Annotated in this window: 17 protein-coding genes and 1 tRNA gene; 13 read left to right on the forward strand and 5 right to left on the reverse strand. The window is 41.0% G+C overall.

Annotated features, from left to right (window positions below):
* Nucleotides 1-161: 161 nt before the first annotated feature.
* Nucleotides 162-545, forward strand: a complete 384-nt coding sequence (locus tag DMB45_RS11355; protein ID WP_041502676.1) for an MmcQ/YjbR family DNA-binding protein — start codon at nt 162-164, stop codon at nt 543-545.
* 49 nt (nt 546-594) lie between these two features.
* Here DMB45_RS11355 and DMB45_RS11360 read toward each other — a convergent pair whose 3' ends face one another.
* Entirely contained in the window at nt 595-927 is a 333-nt protein-coding gene (locus DMB45_RS11360; RefSeq protein ID WP_041502675.1) for a transcriptional regulator, read from the reverse strand.
* Nucleotides 928-1,105: 178 nt separating this feature from the next.
* Between DMB45_RS11360 and DMB45_RS11365 the strand changes: the two genes are divergently transcribed.
* Nucleotides 1,106-1,182: transfer RNA gene (locus DMB45_RS11365), tRNA-Asn, on the forward strand.
* Nucleotides 1,183-1,274: 92 nt separating this feature from the next.
* On the opposite strand, the gene DMB45_RS11370 is transcribed toward DMB45_RS11365, so the two are convergent.
* Complete coding sequence (locus DMB45_RS11370) at nt 1,275-4,358, reverse strand: ABC transporter substrate binding protein (RefSeq protein ID WP_041505036.1); 3,084 nt, start codon at nt 4,356-4,358, stop codon at nt 1,275-1,277.
* 366 nt (nt 4,359-4,724) lie between these two features.
* Between DMB45_RS11370 and kbl the strand changes: the two genes are divergently transcribed.
* The gene (gene kbl, locus DMB45_RS11375; protein ID WP_110688776.1) at nt 4,725-5,915 is read left to right on the forward strand and encodes a glycine C-acetyltransferase; all 1,191 of its coding nucleotides are present in this window, start codon (nt 4,725-4,727) and stop codon (nt 5,913-5,915) included.
* Between the two features lie 78 nt (nt 5,916-5,993).
* Here kbl and DMB45_RS11380 read toward each other — a convergent pair whose 3' ends face one another.
* The 3 genes from DMB45_RS11380 to DMB45_RS11390 form a co-directional block, all read right to left on the reverse strand.
* Nucleotides 5,994-6,455, reverse strand: coding sequence for an Ig-like domain-containing protein (locus tag DMB45_RS11380; protein ID WP_041505035.1), 462 nt, complete (start codon nt 6,453-6,455; stop codon nt 5,994-5,996).
* Between the two features lie 42 nt (nt 6,456-6,497).
* Nucleotides 6,498-9,716 carry a M1 aminopeptidase family protein gene (locus DMB45_RS11385; RefSeq protein ID WP_110688778.1) on the reverse strand — a complete coding sequence of 1,073 codons (3,219 nt, stop codon included), beginning with the start codon at nt 9,714-9,716 and terminating at the stop codon, nt 6,498-6,500.
* A 229-nt stretch (nt 9,717-9,945) separates the two neighbouring features.
* Entirely contained in the window at nt 9,946-10,611 is a 666-nt protein-coding gene (locus DMB45_RS11390) for an HhH-GPD family protein (RefSeq protein WP_052649378.1), read from the reverse strand.
* 643 nt (nt 10,612-11,254) lie between these two features.
* On the opposite strand from DMB45_RS11390, the gene DMB45_RS11395 reads away from it, so the two are divergent.
* The 10 genes from DMB45_RS11395 to kamC all read left to right on the forward strand — a co-directional run bounded on the left by DMB45_RS11395 (nt 11,255) and on the right by kamC (nt 21,146).
* Nucleotides 11,255-12,043 carry a hypothetical protein gene (locus DMB45_RS11395; RefSeq protein ID WP_041505033.1) on the forward strand — a complete coding sequence of 263 codons (789 nt, stop codon included), beginning with the start codon at nt 11,255-11,257 and terminating at the stop codon, nt 12,041-12,043.
* A 118-nt stretch (nt 12,044-12,161) separates the two neighbouring features.
* A complete protein-coding gene (locus tag DMB45_RS11400) occupies nt 12,162-12,890 on the forward strand; it encodes a CPBP family intramembrane glutamic endopeptidase (protein ID WP_041502668.1) in 729 nt (242 codons plus the stop codon).
* Nucleotides 12,891-13,281: 391 nt separating this feature from the next.
* Nucleotides 13,282-13,938, forward strand: coding sequence for a CoA transferase subunit A (locus DMB45_RS11405; RefSeq protein WP_041502715.1), 657 nt, complete (start codon nt 13,282-13,284; stop codon nt 13,936-13,938).
* Between the two features lie 36 nt (nt 13,939-13,974).
* Complete coding sequence (kal, locus tag DMB45_RS11410; RefSeq protein WP_041502667.1) at nt 13,975-14,364, forward strand: 3-aminobutyryl-CoA ammonia lyase; 390 nt, start codon at nt 13,975-13,977, stop codon at nt 14,362-14,364.
* A 4-nt stretch (nt 14,365-14,368) separates the two neighbouring features.
* On the forward strand, nt 14,369-15,196 hold the full coding sequence (gene kce / locus DMB45_RS11415; protein ID WP_110688779.1) for a 3-keto-5-aminohexanoate cleavage enzyme: 828 nt from the start codon (nt 14,369-14,371) through the stop codon (nt 15,194-15,196).
* A gap of 7 nt (nt 15,197-15,203) precedes the next feature.
* Nucleotides 15,204-16,247 (forward strand): L-erythro-3,5-diaminohexanoate dehydrogenase, encoded by a 1,044-nt coding sequence (gene kdd, locus DMB45_RS11420; RefSeq protein WP_110688780.1) that lies wholly within the window; start codon nt 15,204-15,206, stop codon nt 16,245-16,247.
* Nucleotides 16,248-16,322: 75 nt separating this feature from the next.
* On the forward strand, nt 16,323-17,360 hold the full coding sequence (gene kdd / locus DMB45_RS11425; RefSeq protein WP_041502664.1) for an L-erythro-3,5-diaminohexanoate dehydrogenase: 1,038 nt from the start codon (nt 16,323-16,325) through the stop codon (nt 17,358-17,360).
* A gap of 63 nt (nt 17,361-17,423) precedes the next feature.
* Nucleotides 17,424-18,665: a lysine 2,3-aminomutase gene (gene kamA / locus DMB45_RS11430; protein WP_041502663.1), complete on the forward strand. Its 1,242-nt coding sequence runs from the start codon at nt 17,424-17,426 to the stop codon at nt 18,663-18,665.
* A 17-nt stretch (nt 18,666-18,682) separates the two neighbouring features.
* Nucleotides 18,683-19,738 (forward strand): lysine 5,6-aminomutase reactivase subunit KamB, encoded by a 1,056-nt coding sequence (gene kamB, locus DMB45_RS11435; protein WP_237143302.1) that lies wholly within the window; start codon nt 18,683-18,685, stop codon nt 19,736-19,738.
* Nucleotides 19,739-19,745: 7 nt separating this feature from the next.
* Nucleotides 19,746-21,146, forward strand: a complete 1,401-nt coding sequence (kamC, locus tag DMB45_RS11440) for a lysine 5,6-aminomutase reactivase ATPase KamC (RefSeq protein WP_235375043.1) — start codon at nt 19,746-19,748, stop codon at nt 21,144-21,146.
* The last annotated feature ends 39 nt before the right edge of the window (nt 21,147-21,185 follow it).

The raw sequence follows: 21,185 nt of genomic DNA on the forward strand, positions 1-21,185 counted from the left end.
GAAAATTCATTCAAGATATTCTATCCCTTTTTCAACCATTTAAAATACCAAAAGCCACATTTAATAAAACTCGTACAAGAAATTTATGAATTTATCCCACGCATTACATTATTCCGAATGAAATAATTATACTTTTGTCAGAACTCTTAAAACAAGAATTTATGAATATCGAAGAATTTCGGGAAATTTGCCTCTCCTTTCCGCACACGACAGAAGAGTTTCCATTCGATGAAACCACGCTGGTGTTTAAGGTCTTCAACAAAATGTTCGCCTGTACCGATATCCTACCTTTTGAATGGATCGCTTTAAAGTGTCAGCCGGAAAAAGCGATTATGTTAAGGGAAGAGTATAGCGAAATCGTCCCGGGGTATCATTTCAATAAGAAACACTGGAACACCGTATACATTCACGGATCGTTATCGGATAAACTGATCGAGGAGTTAATCGAACACTCTTACCGGGAAGTCATTCTAAAACTACCCAAGAGTTTTATAAAAGAGAATTTCAAAGAGTTTTCATTGACGGAATCCAACCGAAAGAAATAGGGTAACTTTTCAACAGCTACCCATTTTCCATTATAAATTTTCCATCCCGTCAAACCTTGTTGGGTTTTCGAATATAATGCGGCATTTCAAAAGGTATCTCCAAGGAAAATTCTACCAGTCCCCGGTACTCTCCGTTTTCATACCAGGGTGTCTGATAAATCAGTTTTTTAACGCCGTTCTTTTCAATCGTGTAAGCATTTGTCGAATGAGTTTCCATCAAGCCGAGCAATTTCGTTCGGGCCGGCTCCGGATGACAATCCAACACGTTTTGTCCCACCAGATCACCGTGATTCGTTTTTTGAGATTTATCATTCATCATCAAGATATTTCCGTCGTTATCACATACCGTGATTGCCACGTTTAACTCTTTCATATAATCCATAGCTATTCTTTTTTATTGATGCTGCAAATCTACAACATTTCAATACGATTTCATCCACCTGATTATGAAAATAGTCCTTTCGCAACTCCCGTTCCCGTTGATTTTTTCAAATTATTTCTTCTAAAATATTTTGCAGGAACCAAACAAATCCATATATTTGCATCGCTTTTGAGAAAATTCCTTAGTAGCTCAGTTGGTTAGAGCGGCGGACTGTTAATCCGTAGGTCGTAGGTTCAAGTCCTACCTGAGGAGCCACAAAAAGCCTTACAAATTCTGTAAGGCTTTTTTTTATTCCTTTCTTTTCTGAAGAATCAATTCCCTTTCAGACCATAATTCCAATATCCCCGTCAAGAGAGGTGTTTTTTCAAAATAGAATGTATCGTCACGGATTTTATAGGTTTACTTATAAAATCCGTACATCCTGCCTCCCAGCATTTCTCCCGATCCACTTCGAATGCATAAGCCGTTTGAATGATTATAGGGATATCCGAAAATTTACGGATCTCTATCATTGCTTCCAAACCATCCATACGAGGCATTTTCAAATCCATCAGGATGGCATCGTACTTATTTTTCTTAAACATTTCCACGGCCTCTATTCCATCTCGAGCCCGATCCAACATATAATCTTTCTTCAACAATGCCTTTAACAATAGATAATTACTATCCGTATCTTCGGCTATTAAAATATGCTTCTTATCCTCATTCGCTATCACAGGCCAATCTTCCGGCTCGTTAGAGACCTCAAAGACAAAATGTCCCTTATCCTCATCCAGATAAAGAGGTATGCGAAAATAAAAAGTGGTACCTTTTCCCAATTCAGACTCGACGCGAATATCACCACCTAACAAATCCATAATAGCCTTACAAATAGGCAAACCCAGTCCTGCCCCCGGCTTGAACTCATCCACTTTATAAAACCTATCGAAAATACGCGGCAAACTCTTTTCCGGAATCCCTTCTCCCGTATCAGCAACTGAAAACTCCAACCATTCCCGATCTTCCGAGAGCCGTGTTCCTAAAGTAATCTTTCCTTGTGAGGTAAATTTCTTGGCATTATTAATAATATTCGTAAAGACCTGCGTAAGTTTCACGCTATCCGTTTTTACCCGTAAACCTGTTGGAATCTCCTCTTTTACCAAAACAATTCGTTCAGGCATCAAAAGCCGATGAGTTTCAAAAACCGAATTAAGCAACTCATTTACGTCACACTCTTCCACCTGACATCCGACCGAATTGGATTCGATACGAGAAAGATCCAAAATATCATCCAACAAAGACAAAAGCAGTTTACTATTTTTATTGATCGCGGCACAAAATGTTTGCTTTTCTTCATGGGAATAATCCTTTTCACATATTAGATTTGCAAAACCGACAATTCCATTGAGAGGAGTCCGTATTTCATGAGAGATATTTGCCAAAAAAGCGGACTTCAAACGATCGGATTCTTCCGCTTTTTCCATAGCGTGTTTCAACTCTTCTTCTATTCGCTTATGCTGTTCTATATTGATATCCAACCCATATAAATACTTTATTTTCTTCCCTTTACCCACCTCAATGGTTTGAACGACACCCCGGCATTCCCACCAACTGTACTGACCGTTTCCCTTGTAATCCACACGATAAGCCGCCGTAAATTCGCCACTATCCTGTTTTTGTACCCTTTCGAAAAACTCACTAAATCCGGCTCGATCTTCCGGATGAACATAGAGTGCAAATTTCTCCAAGGTATCAAAAGGCTCTTTTTGAGCTCCCGTCTCCCCGAACCCTTCTCCAAATTCAAAAGTCTGTTTATCGATATTAAATACCCACGTATAAAAACGTAATATCCCTATCGAAATCTTCAAGAATCTCTGTTGTTGCAATTCATCCGTCATATCCCTGAAAATCAACACGGCTCCGGCAACACCACGCAAACTATCAAATAAAGGAGATATACTTCCCGTCACATGCTTTACTTCTCCCCGTGTCGAAACCAACAACGCATCCGCATTCAACACCTGTCTCTTCCCCGTTTCCATCACTTTTCGTATAACACGCTGCATATATTTTTCATCCCCATCCACACAAATGTTGCACACCTCATTCAAACGTTTTCCTATTCCATCCTGCCCGTATCCCACATTTTCCAAGGCGATACGATTCATTTCCAACACCTCCATCTCCCGATTCACAACAACAATACCCTCCTCCATCGAAGAGAGCGTATGGGATAAAACCTCTGTTTTTCGCTCCAAATTTTTTGCCATTCCTTTAGCCGCCGCTTCCAGTTTCTGACTCCTGTGGAACATTGTTCGGTAACGTAAATAGAAAAAAAGAAATAACCCTAATAAAATGACAAGAAGAACGATGAAAACAACAAAAAAGAATATGTAATTCCGATAAGTCACAAATAGGGAATCAGGTTCATTCACGATAACGCTTCCTTCCGGCAAAATCGCCCGTTCTACCCGCCTACGCTTTAATTGCAAGTCATCAAACATAAAGACACCCTCTGCCGTATCAACCGGCACATTCCGGACATCCTCCCCCTTCAATATCTTCACGGCTAATTTTCCCGCCCGAGTTCCTTGATCCTCCGCCCGCAACAAATACCCGCCCAAAATACCGTTTCCCCCGGCAAAATCCATCGAAGACAGGATCGGCGCCGGAGCCTCCTTTGAAAAAATAGGATAATAAACTTCCGCAGACCTATACATCCCCTGCCGATCCCGCTGCCAAGTCGAAAGAATAATAAAAGAGAGAGGATCAAAATTTTCCATTTCCCTTATTAAATCATCCACCGTCGCTTCATGTTCTCCCACGTATTCTATCGGGAATACACGCTCATATTTAACCAATTGGCTTTGGGCCATTTTTTTATGCATCCTTCCGGATTCCGTACTGTCCGAAATAACATATACTTTACGAGCTTCCGGAAATAATCTCCGTCCCAGTAAAAAAACTTTCTCGTAATCCAATTTACTAACCACTCCCGTCGCATTTTCCCAGCCCTCTTGTTTTCTGTCATCAGAGACTGCCACCGCACAGAAAACAACCGGAATTTTTTTTATCATCGGAATATCCAATGAAAAAAAGATTTGATTGGCCTCCTTATCCGAGACAATAATCAAATCCTGTCTCCCCCGGATTTCACTCAACGTCTGAAATAAGATTTCGGCCTGTTTATCCTTATCTTTTGTTCTTTTAGAATCCAAATGAATAATTCTCAAATCAACCCTCAACCCGGCATCCTTCAATTGCCGTTTTACCGTCTCAATGATATTTCTCGTCCATATTTGCTCTTCGTGATAAGAGCTGATAAACAAAACTTGCTTCACCGAATCTGCCGTAGGAAATACTCCTGTTTCTGCTTTTACCGAGATAATTCCAATCATCATCCACACGAACAGCATTCCCCATTCTTTCACTAAATAAGCTATTTTCTTCACTTTACAATGAAATTTAACTGAAATTTGAGATAAAGATATAGCTTTTATTTAAAATAATCTCCTTCTTCAAGTATTAATAAAAAATAATTTAAATCTCAAATTTATTATTATCCTTATAAACACTCATCTTTTCCCGTATCAAAGATAAAAATTCATATCATTTCATCTTTTAGTTTTTTTTAAAGAAACAATTCAAAACATCATACTTCTCATGTAAAAGATAATCACTCGTTTATAGCAAGCACACGATAAAAAAACATCTAAGTCCCAGGATTGAAATAAAACACGATTATTTATTTTTAAGTAGATAATAATCAAAAATTAATTACTTTTGGGGTCATTAAAACAAACAAAAAATTTAGCTATATGTACGGAAAATTTCAAGACTTTTTAAAGACTGAAATCCAGTCCATAAAAGATGCCGGTTTATACAAAAGCGAAAGAATTATCGTTACACCGCAAGGTGCAGAAATCAAACTTGCCACAGGTGAGACAGTATTAAATTTTTGCGCAAACAACTATTTGGGGCTCTCGTCTCATCCTGCCGTAATCGAAGGAGCGAAAAAGGCTTTAGACAGTCACGGATACGGAATGTCATCTGTTCGTTTTATCTGTGGGACTCAAGATATTCACAAGGAACTGGAAGCCAAAATCTCCAAATTCTTCGGCACCGAAGACACTATTCTTTACGCGGCTTGTTTCGACGCTAACGGCGGTGTATTCGAACCCTTGTTCGGGCAAGAGGATGCCATTATCTCCGACGAGTTGAACCATGCCTCTATTATTGATGGCGTTCGCCTGTGTAAAGCCGTTCGCTACAGATATAAACACGCCAACATGGCTGATCTGGAAGAACAATTGAAGATCTCGCAAGCACAACGCTACCGCATCATCGTTACCGACGGTGTTTTCTCCATGGATGGAGACATCGCTAAAATGAACGAAATCTGCGATTTAGCTGAAAAATATAACGCTTTGGTTATGGTTGACGACAGCCACGCGGCCGGATTTATCGGCAAAACGGGCCGCGGTTCTGCCGAACACCATCATTGCATGGACCGGGTAGATATTTTCACCGGAACCCTCGGTAAAGCTTTGGGCGGTGCCATGGGAGGATATACCACCGGTAAAAAAGAGATTATCGACATGTTGCGTCAACGTTCCAGACCTTATCTATTCTCCAACTCTTTATCTCCGGCAATCTGCGGTGCCTCTATCGCCGTATTCGATATGCTGAGCAAGAGCACCGAGTTAAGAGACAAAGTGATGGATAACGCGAATTATTTCCGGGCCAAATTAACGGAAGCCGGATTCGACCTGAAACCGTCCGAGTCCGCTATATGCGCTTTGATGCTTTACGATGCAGTTCTTTCTCAGGAATTCGCTGCAGAATTACAGAAAGAGAACATCTACGTTACCGGTTTCTATTATCCGGTCGTACCGAAAGGACAAGCCCGTATCCGTATCCAACTGTCCGCCGCTCATACGCACGAACAATTGGATCGAGCTTTGGCCGCCTTTATTAAAATCGGTAAAAAACTGAACGTGATTAAATAAGACGTTTGCTATAAAGAAAAATCTCTCTTATCTAAACAGGTAAGAGAGATTTTTTTTATAAAAACAGGCAAAAGAGATTTATATAAATTCCACCTTTCGCTTATCTTCTAATACGGCAATTCCCATTGATTTCATTTTACCCGTAATAAGAATGGCACTTGGAGGTCGCGTTAACCGTATAGTTTCTACAATCAGTTTTGGTACTTCTGCTATATCGTCGAGCACTATCGTAACAACTCCCACATAATTTTCACCATATATCTTAATGCAGACAAAACACACAATCTTACAGGGAGCAAAACTTACTGGAAAATATCCCCTGGCAATTCCATTTTCATCCGTCATCACCAATGCAGTTCTTGTCTCCAGATCCGGCTTTGTCTGTGTTGCAAACGTCACAAGTTCGTATTTAAGAGGCTCTCCATAAGGATCAATTACTTTGATTTTTACAGTAAATCCTTCAACAACTGCAGCTTTACTTTCCATATTCATTCCTAACACACTCATAAGAATGAATATAACAATTGCTATTAATTTCATAATCTGTATTTTAAGTTATACATTTATTTATTACGCCTATTTTTACTTATCGATCGGTAACCACCTCACGGCATCGGCAACGATATACTGGTAGGATTCACCTAATACTTTTTCATTTTGACTTAACGGTGTCCCACCCTTATCGTTTAACACTAATCTACATTCTCCTTTCGGTAAATCATAATACCCCAACGACACCCATCCCGGCTCCTCCTCTCCCGGATAAATGACGATTTTTTGCTCTCTGTTTTTAGTGATTAGCCGATAATGCAATTTCGTCCCTTTCTCAAAAAGTACGAGGCTCGCATCTGTCTTGATCTTCGGCAAATAAGCCTGTATTTCATAACGCCCCGCCTCCGGGATTTCCACCTTCCATTCTACCTCACTATCTCCACCTTCCGCCACCTTGCAACAACAACTACGCACCAACACCCCGTAACAATCAGTACTTGTTAACCACGTCCACTGATCCGCCCCCTGAAATAACATCCCCTCGTATTCCTTATCGCTCTTCTTCCCTCTTCCTAAACGTCTCCGGATCTCTTTTTGCCGAATACGAAACCCGACCTCCTCGTTATCCACGATAATTCCTTCCGGCGGTTGAATAAAAACATTTGAATCGGCATCCCACATTCCTACTCTAACATCCTCAGAATCCAACAAAATATGAGCAAAAGACAGAATATTTGCCCAAGGAATATTTTCACTTAAATTCGTGTTCACTACATAGTTTGTAAAATTGATAGGGGTTCGGATCTCCTTACAACTTCGGGCAGGAATCAAGTAGTCATAGAGAATACTACTTCTAAAAGTCCTGAAATCGACATCACCGACAACAGTCACGATACCGTCCCGGGAAGAAAGATTATACACCTTACAACTCCCGATCCTTTTCCCCTGCACCAGTTCCACTTTCATCTCTTTTACAAACAATCGAGGCAAACCCCGAGTTTCATAATAAGGCCGTATGATAGAATCCAAATTCAGCCGGAAACATTGCTGGAACTCCGTGTCAAACACTCGAAAATCAACAGACTCATTTCTATGCTTTTCCATAAAATCACGGACAAAGTGCTGAAACTCGTTCAGGGGAATCCGGCAATAGATATCCCGGCGGATTTGCTCGAATTGTTTCCTTAATAAGAAAAGCATTTCTTTCATCGGAAGGGTATGATCCGTGAAAAAATCATTCAAATTCCTATTCTTAAAATAATTCGTAGCCCGTTGGTCCTCAACACTAGCCGACATCAATGAAATAAATGCAGTAGCATTATCAGCCTGTAAAATGCCATCCAACAAATTACCTATCCCGATGTATTTTTCAGACACGATGGTTCCCGGATAAATTTTAAACATGGGAGATAGATTGAAAAAACAATTCATACTTAAATATTCTTTATCCAAAGATACTCCCCAGTTATCTCCATAAAATTTTTGAATTTGTTTCATGGGGAAATAGGGCCCCTTAAAATTTCGTTCCGGGAGGAACAAGATCTCCGGCTGTACCCATTCGTCTGCCTGAAGGCCGACCCGTTTATAAGAACGCAGGGTAAGCGGGACCTCCGCTATCACAAGTTTCCGGTAAGGGAAGCCTCCCTGATACGAACGTCCCAAGCTCGGGAAAAACCGTTCCAGCATCCCAACCATTTCATCCTTCCGGGGATGAAACTCTTTTTGCCAATAATCATGATTTTTAAAATAATAAAGTTCTATGTCTACCTCGTTTAAGCGAATCTCTTTTTTCTGATAGCGTCCCATGCATAAAGACAATTTAGGCAAAGGCCGCTCGTTTTCGAAAACAACTTCTTTTCCCTCCCGCTTCATTACACCTTGCGATAAAACGAACTCTTCCTTTTCCGGCCTGACCCGTAAACAAAAACGGGTATAATCATAATTAAGAGCTAAAGGAGAAGAGACGTTTATCGGGGGAAAAGCCGACGGATACCACAAACATTCCGGCAATAAGAAAGTAAATTCGTCCCCCACGACGGCATAGTCATTTCCTTCCCGCAAAACGGACCGGGTAAGGGTCTCATTCGTCTCGATCCGGGAATCCCGATGCCGCTCGACCGGAATCTCCGGGTAACAAACCGCGTTGTCGATTGACCCTTCATAGGCTATATGCAGGGAAAGCGAATCACCGGCGGCAAGCGTCCGCTCCAAAATAATAACTTGATGATCACGAATAAATTTTACCGGAATTCCGTCGCTTGTCAATACTTCAACCTGCAGGCCAGGATTTAAATAAAGTATCGGTTTACTTATCTCCTTTTTTGACTTGTTCGATAACAACAAATCACCTTTCACCTCTATCCGGTCTCCTGTTCGTTGCAAATACAAATCCTGAGAAATCACATGAGCCAAAGGCTTATTCGCGTATCGATCATAAACCTCCAAGTATAGATTTCGACGTATCTCGTCCCGAATAAGAAATCTCAGGTAACCGCCCCCAAGCAACACCCCCGAAATCAGACAAAATACCCCTCCCCACCGAATCATTTTCTGCATCCTCCCGATTTCCGTTAATCGTTTCATGTTCCGAATCGAAAGAAGCAGCAATCCGACTCCCCATAGGAAATAGATCGACCGATGAAAAACATAAAGCTCGAAATGAGCCATTCCCGTCACATCCGAGAATAGCGTAGTCACCGCACGTCCCCATGGGTCAAACAGACTGTATCCCCCATCATCTCCGACAAAATAAAACAGCACAAAAACAAGCGTCATCCATAAATACAATACGAAATGAAGTCTTACCCGGAGAGAGAGCCAAATGACAAATCCCAACATAAAAATCAGCGTCGGCAAAGTCAAAGTCAGGAAATAGAACAAATAAAATAACGGCTGAAAGTTGTCACCCCTCGCCGCAAGCAAATGGATTCCCAAAGTAATCAAAATACTGATAAGATTCAACAGGAGGCATACGATTGCAATCCCTAACACCTTCCCGGAAAGATAAGTCACATTCGTGAACGGTCGAACGGAAAAAACCTCATTCGCCCGGCACTTTTTATCTCTCCAACAACAATCTATCCCTAACCAGACCACCCAAAAAATCTGCGAAACATTAAATAACCAGACGTTAACCAAAGGGATGCTACAAGGTATAGCCGCATTCACCCAAGATGCACATTCATTTCCTTGCAAATCCCATTGAAAAACAGCAATACCCGTAATCACGCCAAGAGCCAAAAGCCAACACAATTTTTGACGTAAAATCAATTTACATTCATATAAAGCAATAAGCCAAACTGTAATCATCTTTTCAAAATTTAGGTTCAAGTTCCCCTGAAACGAATAAAAGATCAAACAGGGTGACAGTTAGCTCACAACGTGATTCATTTTTATACTATATTAACACATGATTTTATTATACTAAGCAAGATATTTAAGGCTTCTATCCACATATTACGAATGGAAAGATTTGAGAACAGCAAACAGATAACGATCGTTACTAATGTTCATTTACAAGAATTGCAACGAATATCTTTTATCGTCTCTCTCTGTTTTCCTGTTGATAAAACGTACAGTACCTATTTAAAACACACTCTTCACAAAGGGGATTCTTTTTCCGACAAATCAGAGCGGCATAATCGAGTACAGCCCAATTCAGCTCTTTGCAACGTCGGACCTCTATAATATCATTGGCCAGATCCTGAATCTCTTTATCCAAACGCACATCGATAAACTCTCCCGGTTTAAAATAACGCTTCAACAAACGCGACATATTCACATCCAACAGAGGTTTGCGATACGACAAAACAAATAGCTCGTAGGCATTTGTCACATACAGTCCGATAAAACCGGAATCGGCCAACTGGTTGGTATCTTCCGGCAACTTCCCTTGTTTTCGTTTCAGATCCTGTCCCAACTTATACAACCGCTTTGCCCGGTGACGGTACAATCCCAAAGGCCGCATGATCTCCTCCAACTCTTCCAGAGTCGCATTCGACAAAGCCTCCCAATCCGGATATTTTGAGAAAAAGGTATTGAAATAATTCGCAACGGTTTCTGCTTTCGTTCGCTGTAATAATATCTCGGAGAGTATCTGCTGGTATTTGGTTGCACCCGGCTCCCGCCAGGGAAACGAACGTCGATTCCGATCGAACCACTCCAGCAGCCTTCGCTGCAAATATTGCACCATTACTTCTCTCATCCTTCACTCAATCGATAAATGACCCTATATTTTACAAAACGATTTACAAGACAAAACTAACAAAAAATCTTTTGGATACATGATAATCCGTCAGAGGAGTCGATCAAATATAACTTCCCTAATCTGCCAACTATTTAATCTGCGGATATGTTATATGATAGAAATTACTCTGGTTATTTGCAAATAGTCATCGATAACCTTTATAACTCCTCATAAACAAACCTTTCGATCTTGTAAGCAGATGCAGCAAAATAAGAAAGTAATACTCGAATCATCAAAAAGAGTCCAATTATTCGACAATCATTAAAATATTAGCCGCCTTTATTGCAATATAAAAATATACTGTTATATTTGCATATCACATTGCAATAGTACGGATGTTAACACACACAGATAAAAACAATACCGTATCAACGAATTAAATCATTACCGGAATATCCAACCAAATAATCGATACTGATTGAATGACAATTTTCCAAAAAAGAAAAACGATATTATAATACACAGGAACATTATAAACTTAGGATAAGAATTAATTCATGACGTGATTACAAAATCTTCGTGATTTAACTTATTGCCAATACGAAAAAGCTGATTCAACCAACAAATACAATAATTATTAACCTTCCCCAAATAATTAAATATGAAAAATAAAATGTTTTGTCTGGCTATTATTATCTGTAGCTTATTCGGAGTAAGATGTACTGAAGATCAAAAAATGGACAATCTATATCCAGATTATATTGAAATTAATTTTAATAATTCAAATTATCAAGCTAATCTACAGCTTTTTATTAAAGCAAGCAAGCGCTTTAATGAACATGTTTATAAAGACAAAAATAATGTATACAAAACCTCAATCAACAAAGGTTCCGATATAAGAATCAGTGAAGACCTTTTTAGCCTACTTACTAAATCATTAAAATATCAGGAACAAATAAAAATGTTCAATAATAAAATAAATTCCAGAATAGATAGTATTAACGAAAAATTACCGATAACAAAATCTTATCCCGATCGCAACTACGATGCATGGGTAGCTGGACAATTAAGTTATCTATGGAATAAAATCATCGGTACATGGCAAGGAATTAACGAAGGTATGGTTAACTTTTTTTGCATAACAGTTGGTATAACCGTGGCATCATTGTTTGAGTACTTTTTTTTGCCCATTTTTGGGTTTGGCTCCATAATCTCTCCAGATATTCCATATAGAGGTTACACTATGTATGCCGGCCAATCTTTTCCCACATATTTACCAGACGGACTATACCCTTACAACTCTTTTTTCGGAAACAAACAATATGTTGCAGTAAGAAATGGCGTTGCTACTGTAAAAAATTGTAGATATGGCGAATTCAGCTGGTACAGAAGCGAACACCTCAGTCTTACATATTTCGATCCAAAAGACGGAGAATTACTTTGGTTTTAGTCTGATATTTCTACGCAACTCTCCGATTTTATAACCACGAAAAGAAAATCACATTTCATTTTTTCCACGGGTATAATTTATTATCTATCTATAATTAACAAATAAAAAAAATAAAACCATGAAAACTATCAACGACATTATTCAATTTCTAAAGAAACCCGATTTTGAGCCCATTCAGGACAAATCCCGGAATAAAATAAAGCTATTCTTCGTTATATTTTTATGGTTATTACTGACCGTTTACGTAGTGAATTTGCTGACAGCAATAGCAGAATCCCTTATCTATAGTCATCCCATAATACCCAACACGGCTCTCTATCAGATTTATCCGGATAACGGATTATATCTATTCCAAATGATCCTATTGGGTCCTATCATAGAAGAATTTAGTTGCCGCTATGCGCTCGGTCGATTTAATCTCACTAAAATCAAAATCTCGTTAAGCCTGATCATCTCGTTTTATATCTCTTATTTTCTATACGTGTATAAATTCAGAGAGCTCTGTGATTCAAATTATATCTGGCATGTCCTTTCTTTATACGGTTCAATTCTTTCAGTTGCGACTATCCTTTTTTTTACAATGAGTCTATTAAACAAACAACTCGCCTTATTTGAAAGTAAATGGAATAAGTATTATACCGTCATTTTTTATTTATCGGCAATTCTTTTTGCTATTTACCACTTCAATATGCCAACCAGGTTTTTGTTTGCCTTTTTTGCTGTAGCTTTACTATTCGGATATACAAGAACCCGCTTGGGATTCGGTTATGCCATCGCTCTACACATGTTATGGAATACGTTAACCGCACTCGGCTTCTTGGCATATAGCACTTGGGGACGGGGTTAAAGTGCTAAATTCAGCATTTCAATAATGAAAAAAGCCCTCAAAGAGGCTATACACGAGAAGTCGATAAAACATTCAAATACCATTGCCCACTTCTCAACATAGTATTTTCAAATTACTAACAATCAACCCTGTTATTTTCTACTTCCACAATACAAATCTCCAAAATATTTTAACAAAAATCGATTCTCATGTTTATAAATTTACTAACTTTAACGCCGATGAGAAGAGAGAATAGCAGAAAAATATCTTTAATTAAATATAATCATTCTGTATAATGGGATTCGCAAAAGATTTTGTTGAAAATATTTCATTTATACCTTAGAACGATATAAATTTGACAAATCAATGCGAATGTGTTAAATATTTAACAAAACAATATAAAATGCTTCCTATGGATAAATTCATTTCAATCGAAGAAGCCGTATCTAAAGTAAAAGACGGTATGACCATCATGGTAGGTGGTTTTTTGGCCAACGGAACCCCCAACAAAATTGTTGATGCATTGGCAAAATCAGGAGTTAAAAATTTGACGTTGATTTGCAACGACACGGCATACCCGGATAGAGGAGTAGGTCAGTTAATTGCCAATAAACAAGTAAGCAAACTGTATGTTTCTCACATTGGGACAAACCCGTGTACCAGTGAACAAATGAATAGCGGAGAGTTGAAGATAGAGTTCTGTCCCCAAGGAAGTCTCGCCGAGAGAGTGCGTGCCGGAGGCAACGGTTTAGGAGGTATTTTAACCCAGACAGGCTTGGGTACGATCGTAGCAGAGGGAAAAGAGATCATTCGGGTAGACGGGAAAGAGTATCTGTTGGAAAAACCTTTACGCGCTGACGTTGCTTTGATCGGTGCAAGTTTAGGAGATAAATCCGGAAACCTTGTTTACAGAGGCACTTCACAAAACTTCAACCCGTTAATGGCTGCTGCTGCCGATTTGGTAATCGCCGAAGTTGCGGAGTTAGTTGAAGTAGGTGCAATTGCGGCAGAAAACGTAAAGACCCCTGCTATTATGGTAGATTTTATAATAAAACAAGACAAAGCGTAAACGCTTTTACTCTAACAAATAATAAACAAAGAAGTTATGGAAAAGACAATGATACGTTTAAGAATGAGTGCAAAAGACGCTCATTACGGTGGAAATTTAGTGGATGGAGCTCATATGGTACACTTGTTCGGCGATGTGGCTACGGAATTGTTAATCATGCACGACGGAGACGAAGGGTTGTTCGTGGCTTACGACAACGTGGAGTTCTTAGCGCCCGTTTATGCCGGAGATTATATCGAAGCTACCGGAGAGATCGTGAAAGTAGGAAACTCTTCCCGAAAAATGGTTTTCGAGGCTAAGAAAGTAGTTGCTGCCAGACCTGATATCTCTGCTTCGGCAGCGGATGTTTTGGCTGAACCGATCGTAGTTTGTCGCGCAAGCGGAACCTGCGTGGTAAAAAAAGAAGATCAACGCAAAAATCAATAATCTCATGGAAAAATTAATTATCACTGCAGCCATTTGCGGGGCAGAAGTAACCAAAGAACAAAATCCCGCCGTTCCTTATACAGTAGAAGAAATAGTTAGAGAAGCCAAATCTGCTGTAGACGCTGGTGCGGCCATTGTTCACCTTCACGTTCGCGAAGACGACGGTACTCCTACCCAGAGCAAGGCACGTTTCAAAGAGTGCATTGATGCCATTTACAAGGTATGCCCCGACGTCATTATCATCCCCTCCACGGGAGGAGCCGTAGGTATGACCGCGGAAGAACGTCTTCAACCGACGGAACTATTCCCCGAAATGGCTACACTCGATTGCGGTACTTGCAACTTCGGGGACGACGTGTTTGAAAACACCATGCCCATGATGAGAGATTTCGGCAAAAGGATGTTAGAGAACAACATCAAACCGGAATACGAATGTTTCGAAATGGGACACTTGGACACCGTATTAAACATGGCTAAAAAAGGCCAGGTTCCCGGTGCTCCCATGCAATTCAATTTCGTCCTCGGCGTTCCCGGATGTACCCCTGCCACGGTACAGAATCTCTGCTGGCTTGTAAACGCCATTCCCGCGGGTTCAACCTGGACGGCTACCGGAATCGGTCGTCACGCGTTTGCTCTGGCAGCTCCCGCGATTGTCATGGGCGGTAACGTGAGAGTCGGTTTTGAAGACAATCTTTATTTAGAAAAAGGCGTGCTCGCCAAATCCAATGGCGAATTAGTAGCTAAAGTCGTTCGTTTGGCAAAAGAATTAGGCCGAGAGATCGCGACTTCGGAAGAAGCAAGAAGAATTTTAAATTTAAAACCATTAAAATAAAAGTTTTATGCAGAAAAAAGGAAATAAATACGGTACACACCGCGTGATCGAACCGAAAGGGGTTTTACCGCAACCGGCCAACAAAATTGACAACAACATGGATGAAATCTACGACAACGAGATTTTAATCGATGTTCAAACCTTAAATATCGACTCTGCCAGCTTCACGCAGATCGAAGAACAAGCCGGCGGTGACAAAAAGAAAATTGCCGAAATCATGATGGGCATTGTTGAAAAACAAGGAAAACACCGGAATCCGGTAACCGGTTCAGGCGGTATGTTACTGGGCACCGTGGAGAAGATCGGTGATGCTTTGAAAGGTAAAATCGATTTGAAAGAGGGAGATAAAATAGCAACCTTGGTTTCTCTTTCCCTAACCCCGCTTCGCATTGACAAAATCAAAGATATCCGTCCGGATATTGACCAAGTAGATATCGACGGTAAAGCCATTTTATTCGAGAGCGGTATTTATGCTAAAATTCCTTCAGACCTTCCCGAGAACTTGGCACTTTCTGCCCTGGATGTAGCAGGAGCCCCCGCTCAGACCGCCAAATTAGTAAAACCGGGAGATACCGTATTAATCATCGGAGCCGGTGGTAAATCAGGTATGTTATGCTGCTACGAGGCTAAAAAACGCACCGGAGTAACCGGTAAGGTAATCGGTCTTTGCCACAGTCAAAAAAGTACGGAGCGTTTACAGAAACTCGGATTCTGTGACTACGTGTTCTCAGCCGACGCCACCCAACCGGTTCCGGTAATGGAAAAAATCAGCGAGTTGACCAACGGAGAGATGTGTGATATCACCATCAACAACGTAAACATTACCGACACCGAAATGACCAGTATTCTTTGCACGAAAAATACCGGTATCGTATACTTCTTCTCTATGGCTACCAGCTTTACGAAAGCTGCTTTGGGAGCAGAAGGGGTAGGTAGCGATGTAACCATGATCGTCGGAAACGGATATACCAAAGGACATGCAGAGATCACTCTTCAAGAGTTAAGAGAGTGTGAAGCTCTAAGAAAAATCTTTACCGAACTTTACGCTTAATAAATAATGTTACTGTGATCTGCAACGAAGATTCCTTGCAGGTCACAGTATCTTTTCAAAAAACCAGATTATTCGATGAAAAAAGGATGCAGATACGGAACACATAGAGTGATCTCTCCAGAAGGGACTCTCCCTCAACCGGCCATAAAGTTAGACAACACGATGGAGATATACGACAATGAAGTACTCATTGACGTTCAAACCTTAAACATCGACTCTGCCAGTTACACGCAGATCAAACAAGCCTGCAACGGAGATGCCTCCCGTATGGAAGAGATGATTTTAGCGATCGTAAAGGAGAGGGGAAAAATGCAGAACCCGGTGACGGGTTCCGGAGGGATGCTTATCGGTACAGTGAAAGAGATAGGATCGAACTTCCCGGATAAGAGCCTGAAGGTCGGCGATAAAATAGCTACTCTTGTTTCCTTATCTTTGACACCTTTAAAAATTCACCGGATAAAAAAATTAGATCCGGCCTCCGATCAAGTAGACGTTGATGCGGAAGCCATTCTATTTGAAAGCGGGTTGTATGCCATACTTCCCCATGATATTCCGGAAAAACTGGCATTGGCTCTTCTGGATGTCGCCGGAGCTCCGGCACAAGTAGCCCGTCTTGTAAAAGAAGGAGACACGGTCTGCATTATCGGAGGCGGCGGGAAGTCAGGTATCCTATGCTGCTACCAGGCCATGAAAAACGTGGGACCTTACGGAAAGGTCATTGTTGTAGAATTTTCCGAAGAAAATGCACAACGGATAAAAGAGATGAATTTAGCCACTCACGTGATTGTAGCAGATGCGACTAAAGTGATGGACGTATATAAAAAGGTGACAGAGATCGCCGGCGAGAGAGGATGCGAAGTAACCATCAATAACGTCAACGTTCCCTCGACCGAAATGACATCAATTTTAATCACCAAAGGACAAGGATGTGTTTACTTCTTCTCTATGGCAACGAGCTTCACGAAAGCAGCTTTGGGTGCCGAGGGTGTAGGCAAAGATATAAGTTTAATCGTGGGAAACGGTTACGCGAAAGGACACGCGGAATTAACCCTGAATATCGTCCGGGAATCAGCGTGCATCCGGGAATTATTTGAAAAATTGTACGTGAAATAATTATAGGAGTGAATTTTTTCAATCCACTATATAGATTCAAACTAAAATTAAAATAAAAAAGTAATGTCAGAAAGCAGACGAAAAGATTTTTTTCCGGAAGTTACCGATGAGCAATGGAATGACTGGAAATGGCAAGTAAAAAACAGAATCGAGACTGTTGATCAATTAAAGAAATATCTCGAATTAACCCCGGAGGAGGAAGAGGGTATTCGCGAGTCACTAAAGACGTTAAGAATGGCAATCACTCCTTATTATTTGAGTCTAATCGATAAAAACGATCCTTACTGTCCGATCCGCAAACAATCCGTACCTTCTGTTTTGGAACTACATAAAGCCGCTGCCGACCTGGAAGATCCTTTACACGAAGATAGCGATTCTCCTGTTCCCGGACTGACCCATCGTTATCCGGACCGGGTGTTATTCCTGATCACCGACCAATGTTCCATGTATTGCCGTCATTGTACCCGCAGACGTTTTGCCGGTCAACACGACTGTGCTTCCCCGACAGAAAGAATAGACAAGTGTATCGACTATATCGCTAAAACACCGCAGGTAAGAGATGTTTTATTATCAGGAGGAGATGCGCTTTTGGTAAGCGACGATCGTCTGGAGTACATTATTAGTAAATTAAGAGCTATTCCGCACGTGGAAATTATTCGTATCGGTAGCCGGACCCCGGTTGTTTGCCCTCAGCGTATTACTCCGGAATTGGTCAATATGCTGAAAAAATACCATCCGGTCTGGTTGAATACCCATTTTAACCACCCGAATGAAATCACGGCTGAATCTGCAGCAGCATGCGCCCGTTTAGCTGATGCCGGAATTCCATTAGGAAACCAAACCGTATTATTAAGAGGTATCAACGACTGTACCTACGTGATGAAAAAATTAATGCACGGACTGGTGAAAATGCGTGTTCGTCCCTATTACATTTATCAATGTGACCTCTCCATGGGTATCGAACATTTCCGGACCCCTGTATCCAAAGGTATCGAGATCATAGAAAATCTACGCGGCCATACTTCCGGATATGCCGTTCCAACCTTTGTCGTGGACGCTCCCGGAGGTGGCGGAAAAACTCCGGTCATGCCTAATTATGTTCTTTCCCAATCTCCGAAACGGGTAGTATTAAGAAATTACGAAGGCGTTATCACGACCTATACGGAACCGACGGATTACCAAGAAGAGTGTCATTGCCCCGAATGCGAAAAGGCTCGCAGAGAAGGTATCGCGGCTCTTTTACACGGAGATCAGCTCTCTATCGAACCGAAAGTTTTAGCTCGTCACGAAAGAAATAAACATTAATACGATTTCAATCGACGATGGTGAAGAGAATCCTTTACCATCGTCAACTAAAAACAACGATCGCTTTGCCTTTTATTGAAGAGATATTAAAATACAACAGTATTTCTATCGTCGGATTGGCAAAAAATGCCGGGAAGACAGAATGCTTAAACTATATTCTTAATCGAGTTAAGAATACGGGAAAGCAATTTGCCCTAACGTCCATTGGCATTGACGGTGAAGATCGGGATCAGGTTTGCCAAACTCCCAAACCGGAAATCGAAGTATACGAAGGCATGATCTTTATCACGTCCGAAAAACATTACCGGGAAAAAAGATTGGTTTCCGAAATCATGGATGTCAGCAATCGTCAAACCTCTTTAGGCCGACTGATCACGGCCAAAGCCGTTTCGCAAGGAAAAGTGCTGTTATCCGGTCCTCCGGATACCGCTTCCTTACGATACCTCATCGAAGGGATGAAACGTTTTAACGTAGATACGACGATCGTAGACGGAGCCTTATCGCGTCTCAGTCTCAGTTCTCCGGCTGTAACGGAAGCTATGATACTGGCAACGGGAGCTGCTCTCTCTTGTAATATCCCTCAATTGGTCAGAAAAACAAAATACATATACGACCTGATCCGTCTTGATACCGCGGATGCAATGACGGCACACCAATTAGCCGGTATCGAAAACGGAGTCTGGTCTATAGATGAAACGGGTGTCGTTCATGATTTGAATATACCCTCTGTTTTTATGCTGGAACAGCATAAAGAAGATATTTTCCGTCATGGGAACACCCTTTTCGTTGCCGGGGCAATCAGTGACAAGTTATTACAATTTTTAAGGGCACAAAAGCAAATAAAGGAAATAACGTTACTAATCAAGGACTTCACCCGGGTATTTGCCTCTATGGAGTCCTATTACGCTTTCGTGAAAAAGGGGGGACAGTTAAAAGTCTTGCAAAAAAGCAAGTTGCTTGCCGTATGTATCAACCCTTTATCTCCCGAAGGCTATTGTTTGGATCCGGATGAATTAAGGTCTGCCATGCAGGAAAGCCTACAAATACCGGTATATAATGTAAAAAGAATTTGAAACAGATATGTTTTTAGTAAGGAATGCCATAGAAGAAGTGAACGGATTCAGGTTTATGATCGATCAACTGGAAATACAATCCGGTTTGGCGAAACGGGTTCTCTATGCAACTCCCTACCAGCAAATCCCGGATGAAATTATCAACGAATTGAATCGAGTGGAACAAATGTGTCTTTACCTTCGAGATACTCAATACGCCGATATTCTTTCGAGGATCAGCATAAAACTGACGCGAATAAAAGACATTCGAGGTACGATTTCCCGGATAGAAGAAAATCATAACTTAGATGACATCGAATTATTCGAATTAAAGAACTTCTCCTTGTTGGCCATGGATATACGTCTTTTGTTAGAGACGGGAAAGATTGATATCATCCGTATTCCCGATCTCGAACCGGTCATCGATATCCTCGATCCGGACAAGATGCGTATTCCTTATTTTTACATATACGATGCATACTCTACCGAGCTGGCCGATTTACGACATGAAATAAAGAAACTGAAACAATCCGGAAAAGCGGATGAAAAACAAGTGGAGAAACTATACTTCCGTAGCATTCTACTGGAAGACGAGATCCGGGAGAAACTTTCCGGACAGTTGCGTGGATTGGCTCTTTCCGTTTCAGAAGCTTTAACCGGAATCGCGACAATAGATATCCTTATCGCTAAAGCCAAGCAGGCTATCGAGATGCATCTTTGCAAACCGGGAATCGCGGCACACACGACCTCTTATCAGGGTATCTTCAATCCGCAGATAAAGAAGATCCTGGAAAGCGAACAGAAAGCCTATCAACCGATTGATATCGAAATAGGCAAAGGAGCTTGTCTGATTACCGGAGCCAATATGGCCGGGAAAAGCGTTATCCTCAAAACCGTCGCTTTAGCTCAAACTCTTTTCCAATTCGGATTTTTCGTACCGGCGATTCAGGCCGAGATCGCTTTAGTAGATGAGGTTTTACTCTGTATCGGAGATGAGCAATGCGAGCTCAACGGATTATCCTCCTTTGCATCAGAAATGCTCCGGATCAACCGGATCGTCCAAGACATCAAAGCAGGCAAAAATGCCCTTATCCTTATCGATGAATTAGCACGGACGACCAATCCGGCAGAAGGAAAAGCTATCGTGAATGCGGTACTCGATTTTCTCACGGAAAACGAGGTCCGATCCCTGATCACCTCCCATTACAGCGGGATTCAGGCTTCTTGCCGAAAACTAAGGGTAAAAGGATTTATGAAAGAAAAAGTAAAAGGCACGTTGACCATACATAATATAAACGAATACATCGACTATTCCCTGATCGAGGATAACGATACCTCCGTGCCGCAGGAGGCGATGCGTATTGCTCGTATATTGGGAGTAGACGAGAATTTGTTGGATCGGGCAGAAATCTATCTGCACCAAGAATAAGAGAGAGAAAGAATAATATTAAATTGAAAATAAAGTTCG

The organism is Sanguibacteroides justesenii (assembly GCF_003204205.1).
In the GTDB taxonomy this organism is placed as follows: domain Bacteria; phylum Bacteroidota; class Bacteroidia; order Bacteroidales; family Marinifilaceae; genus Gabonibacter; species Gabonibacter massiliensis.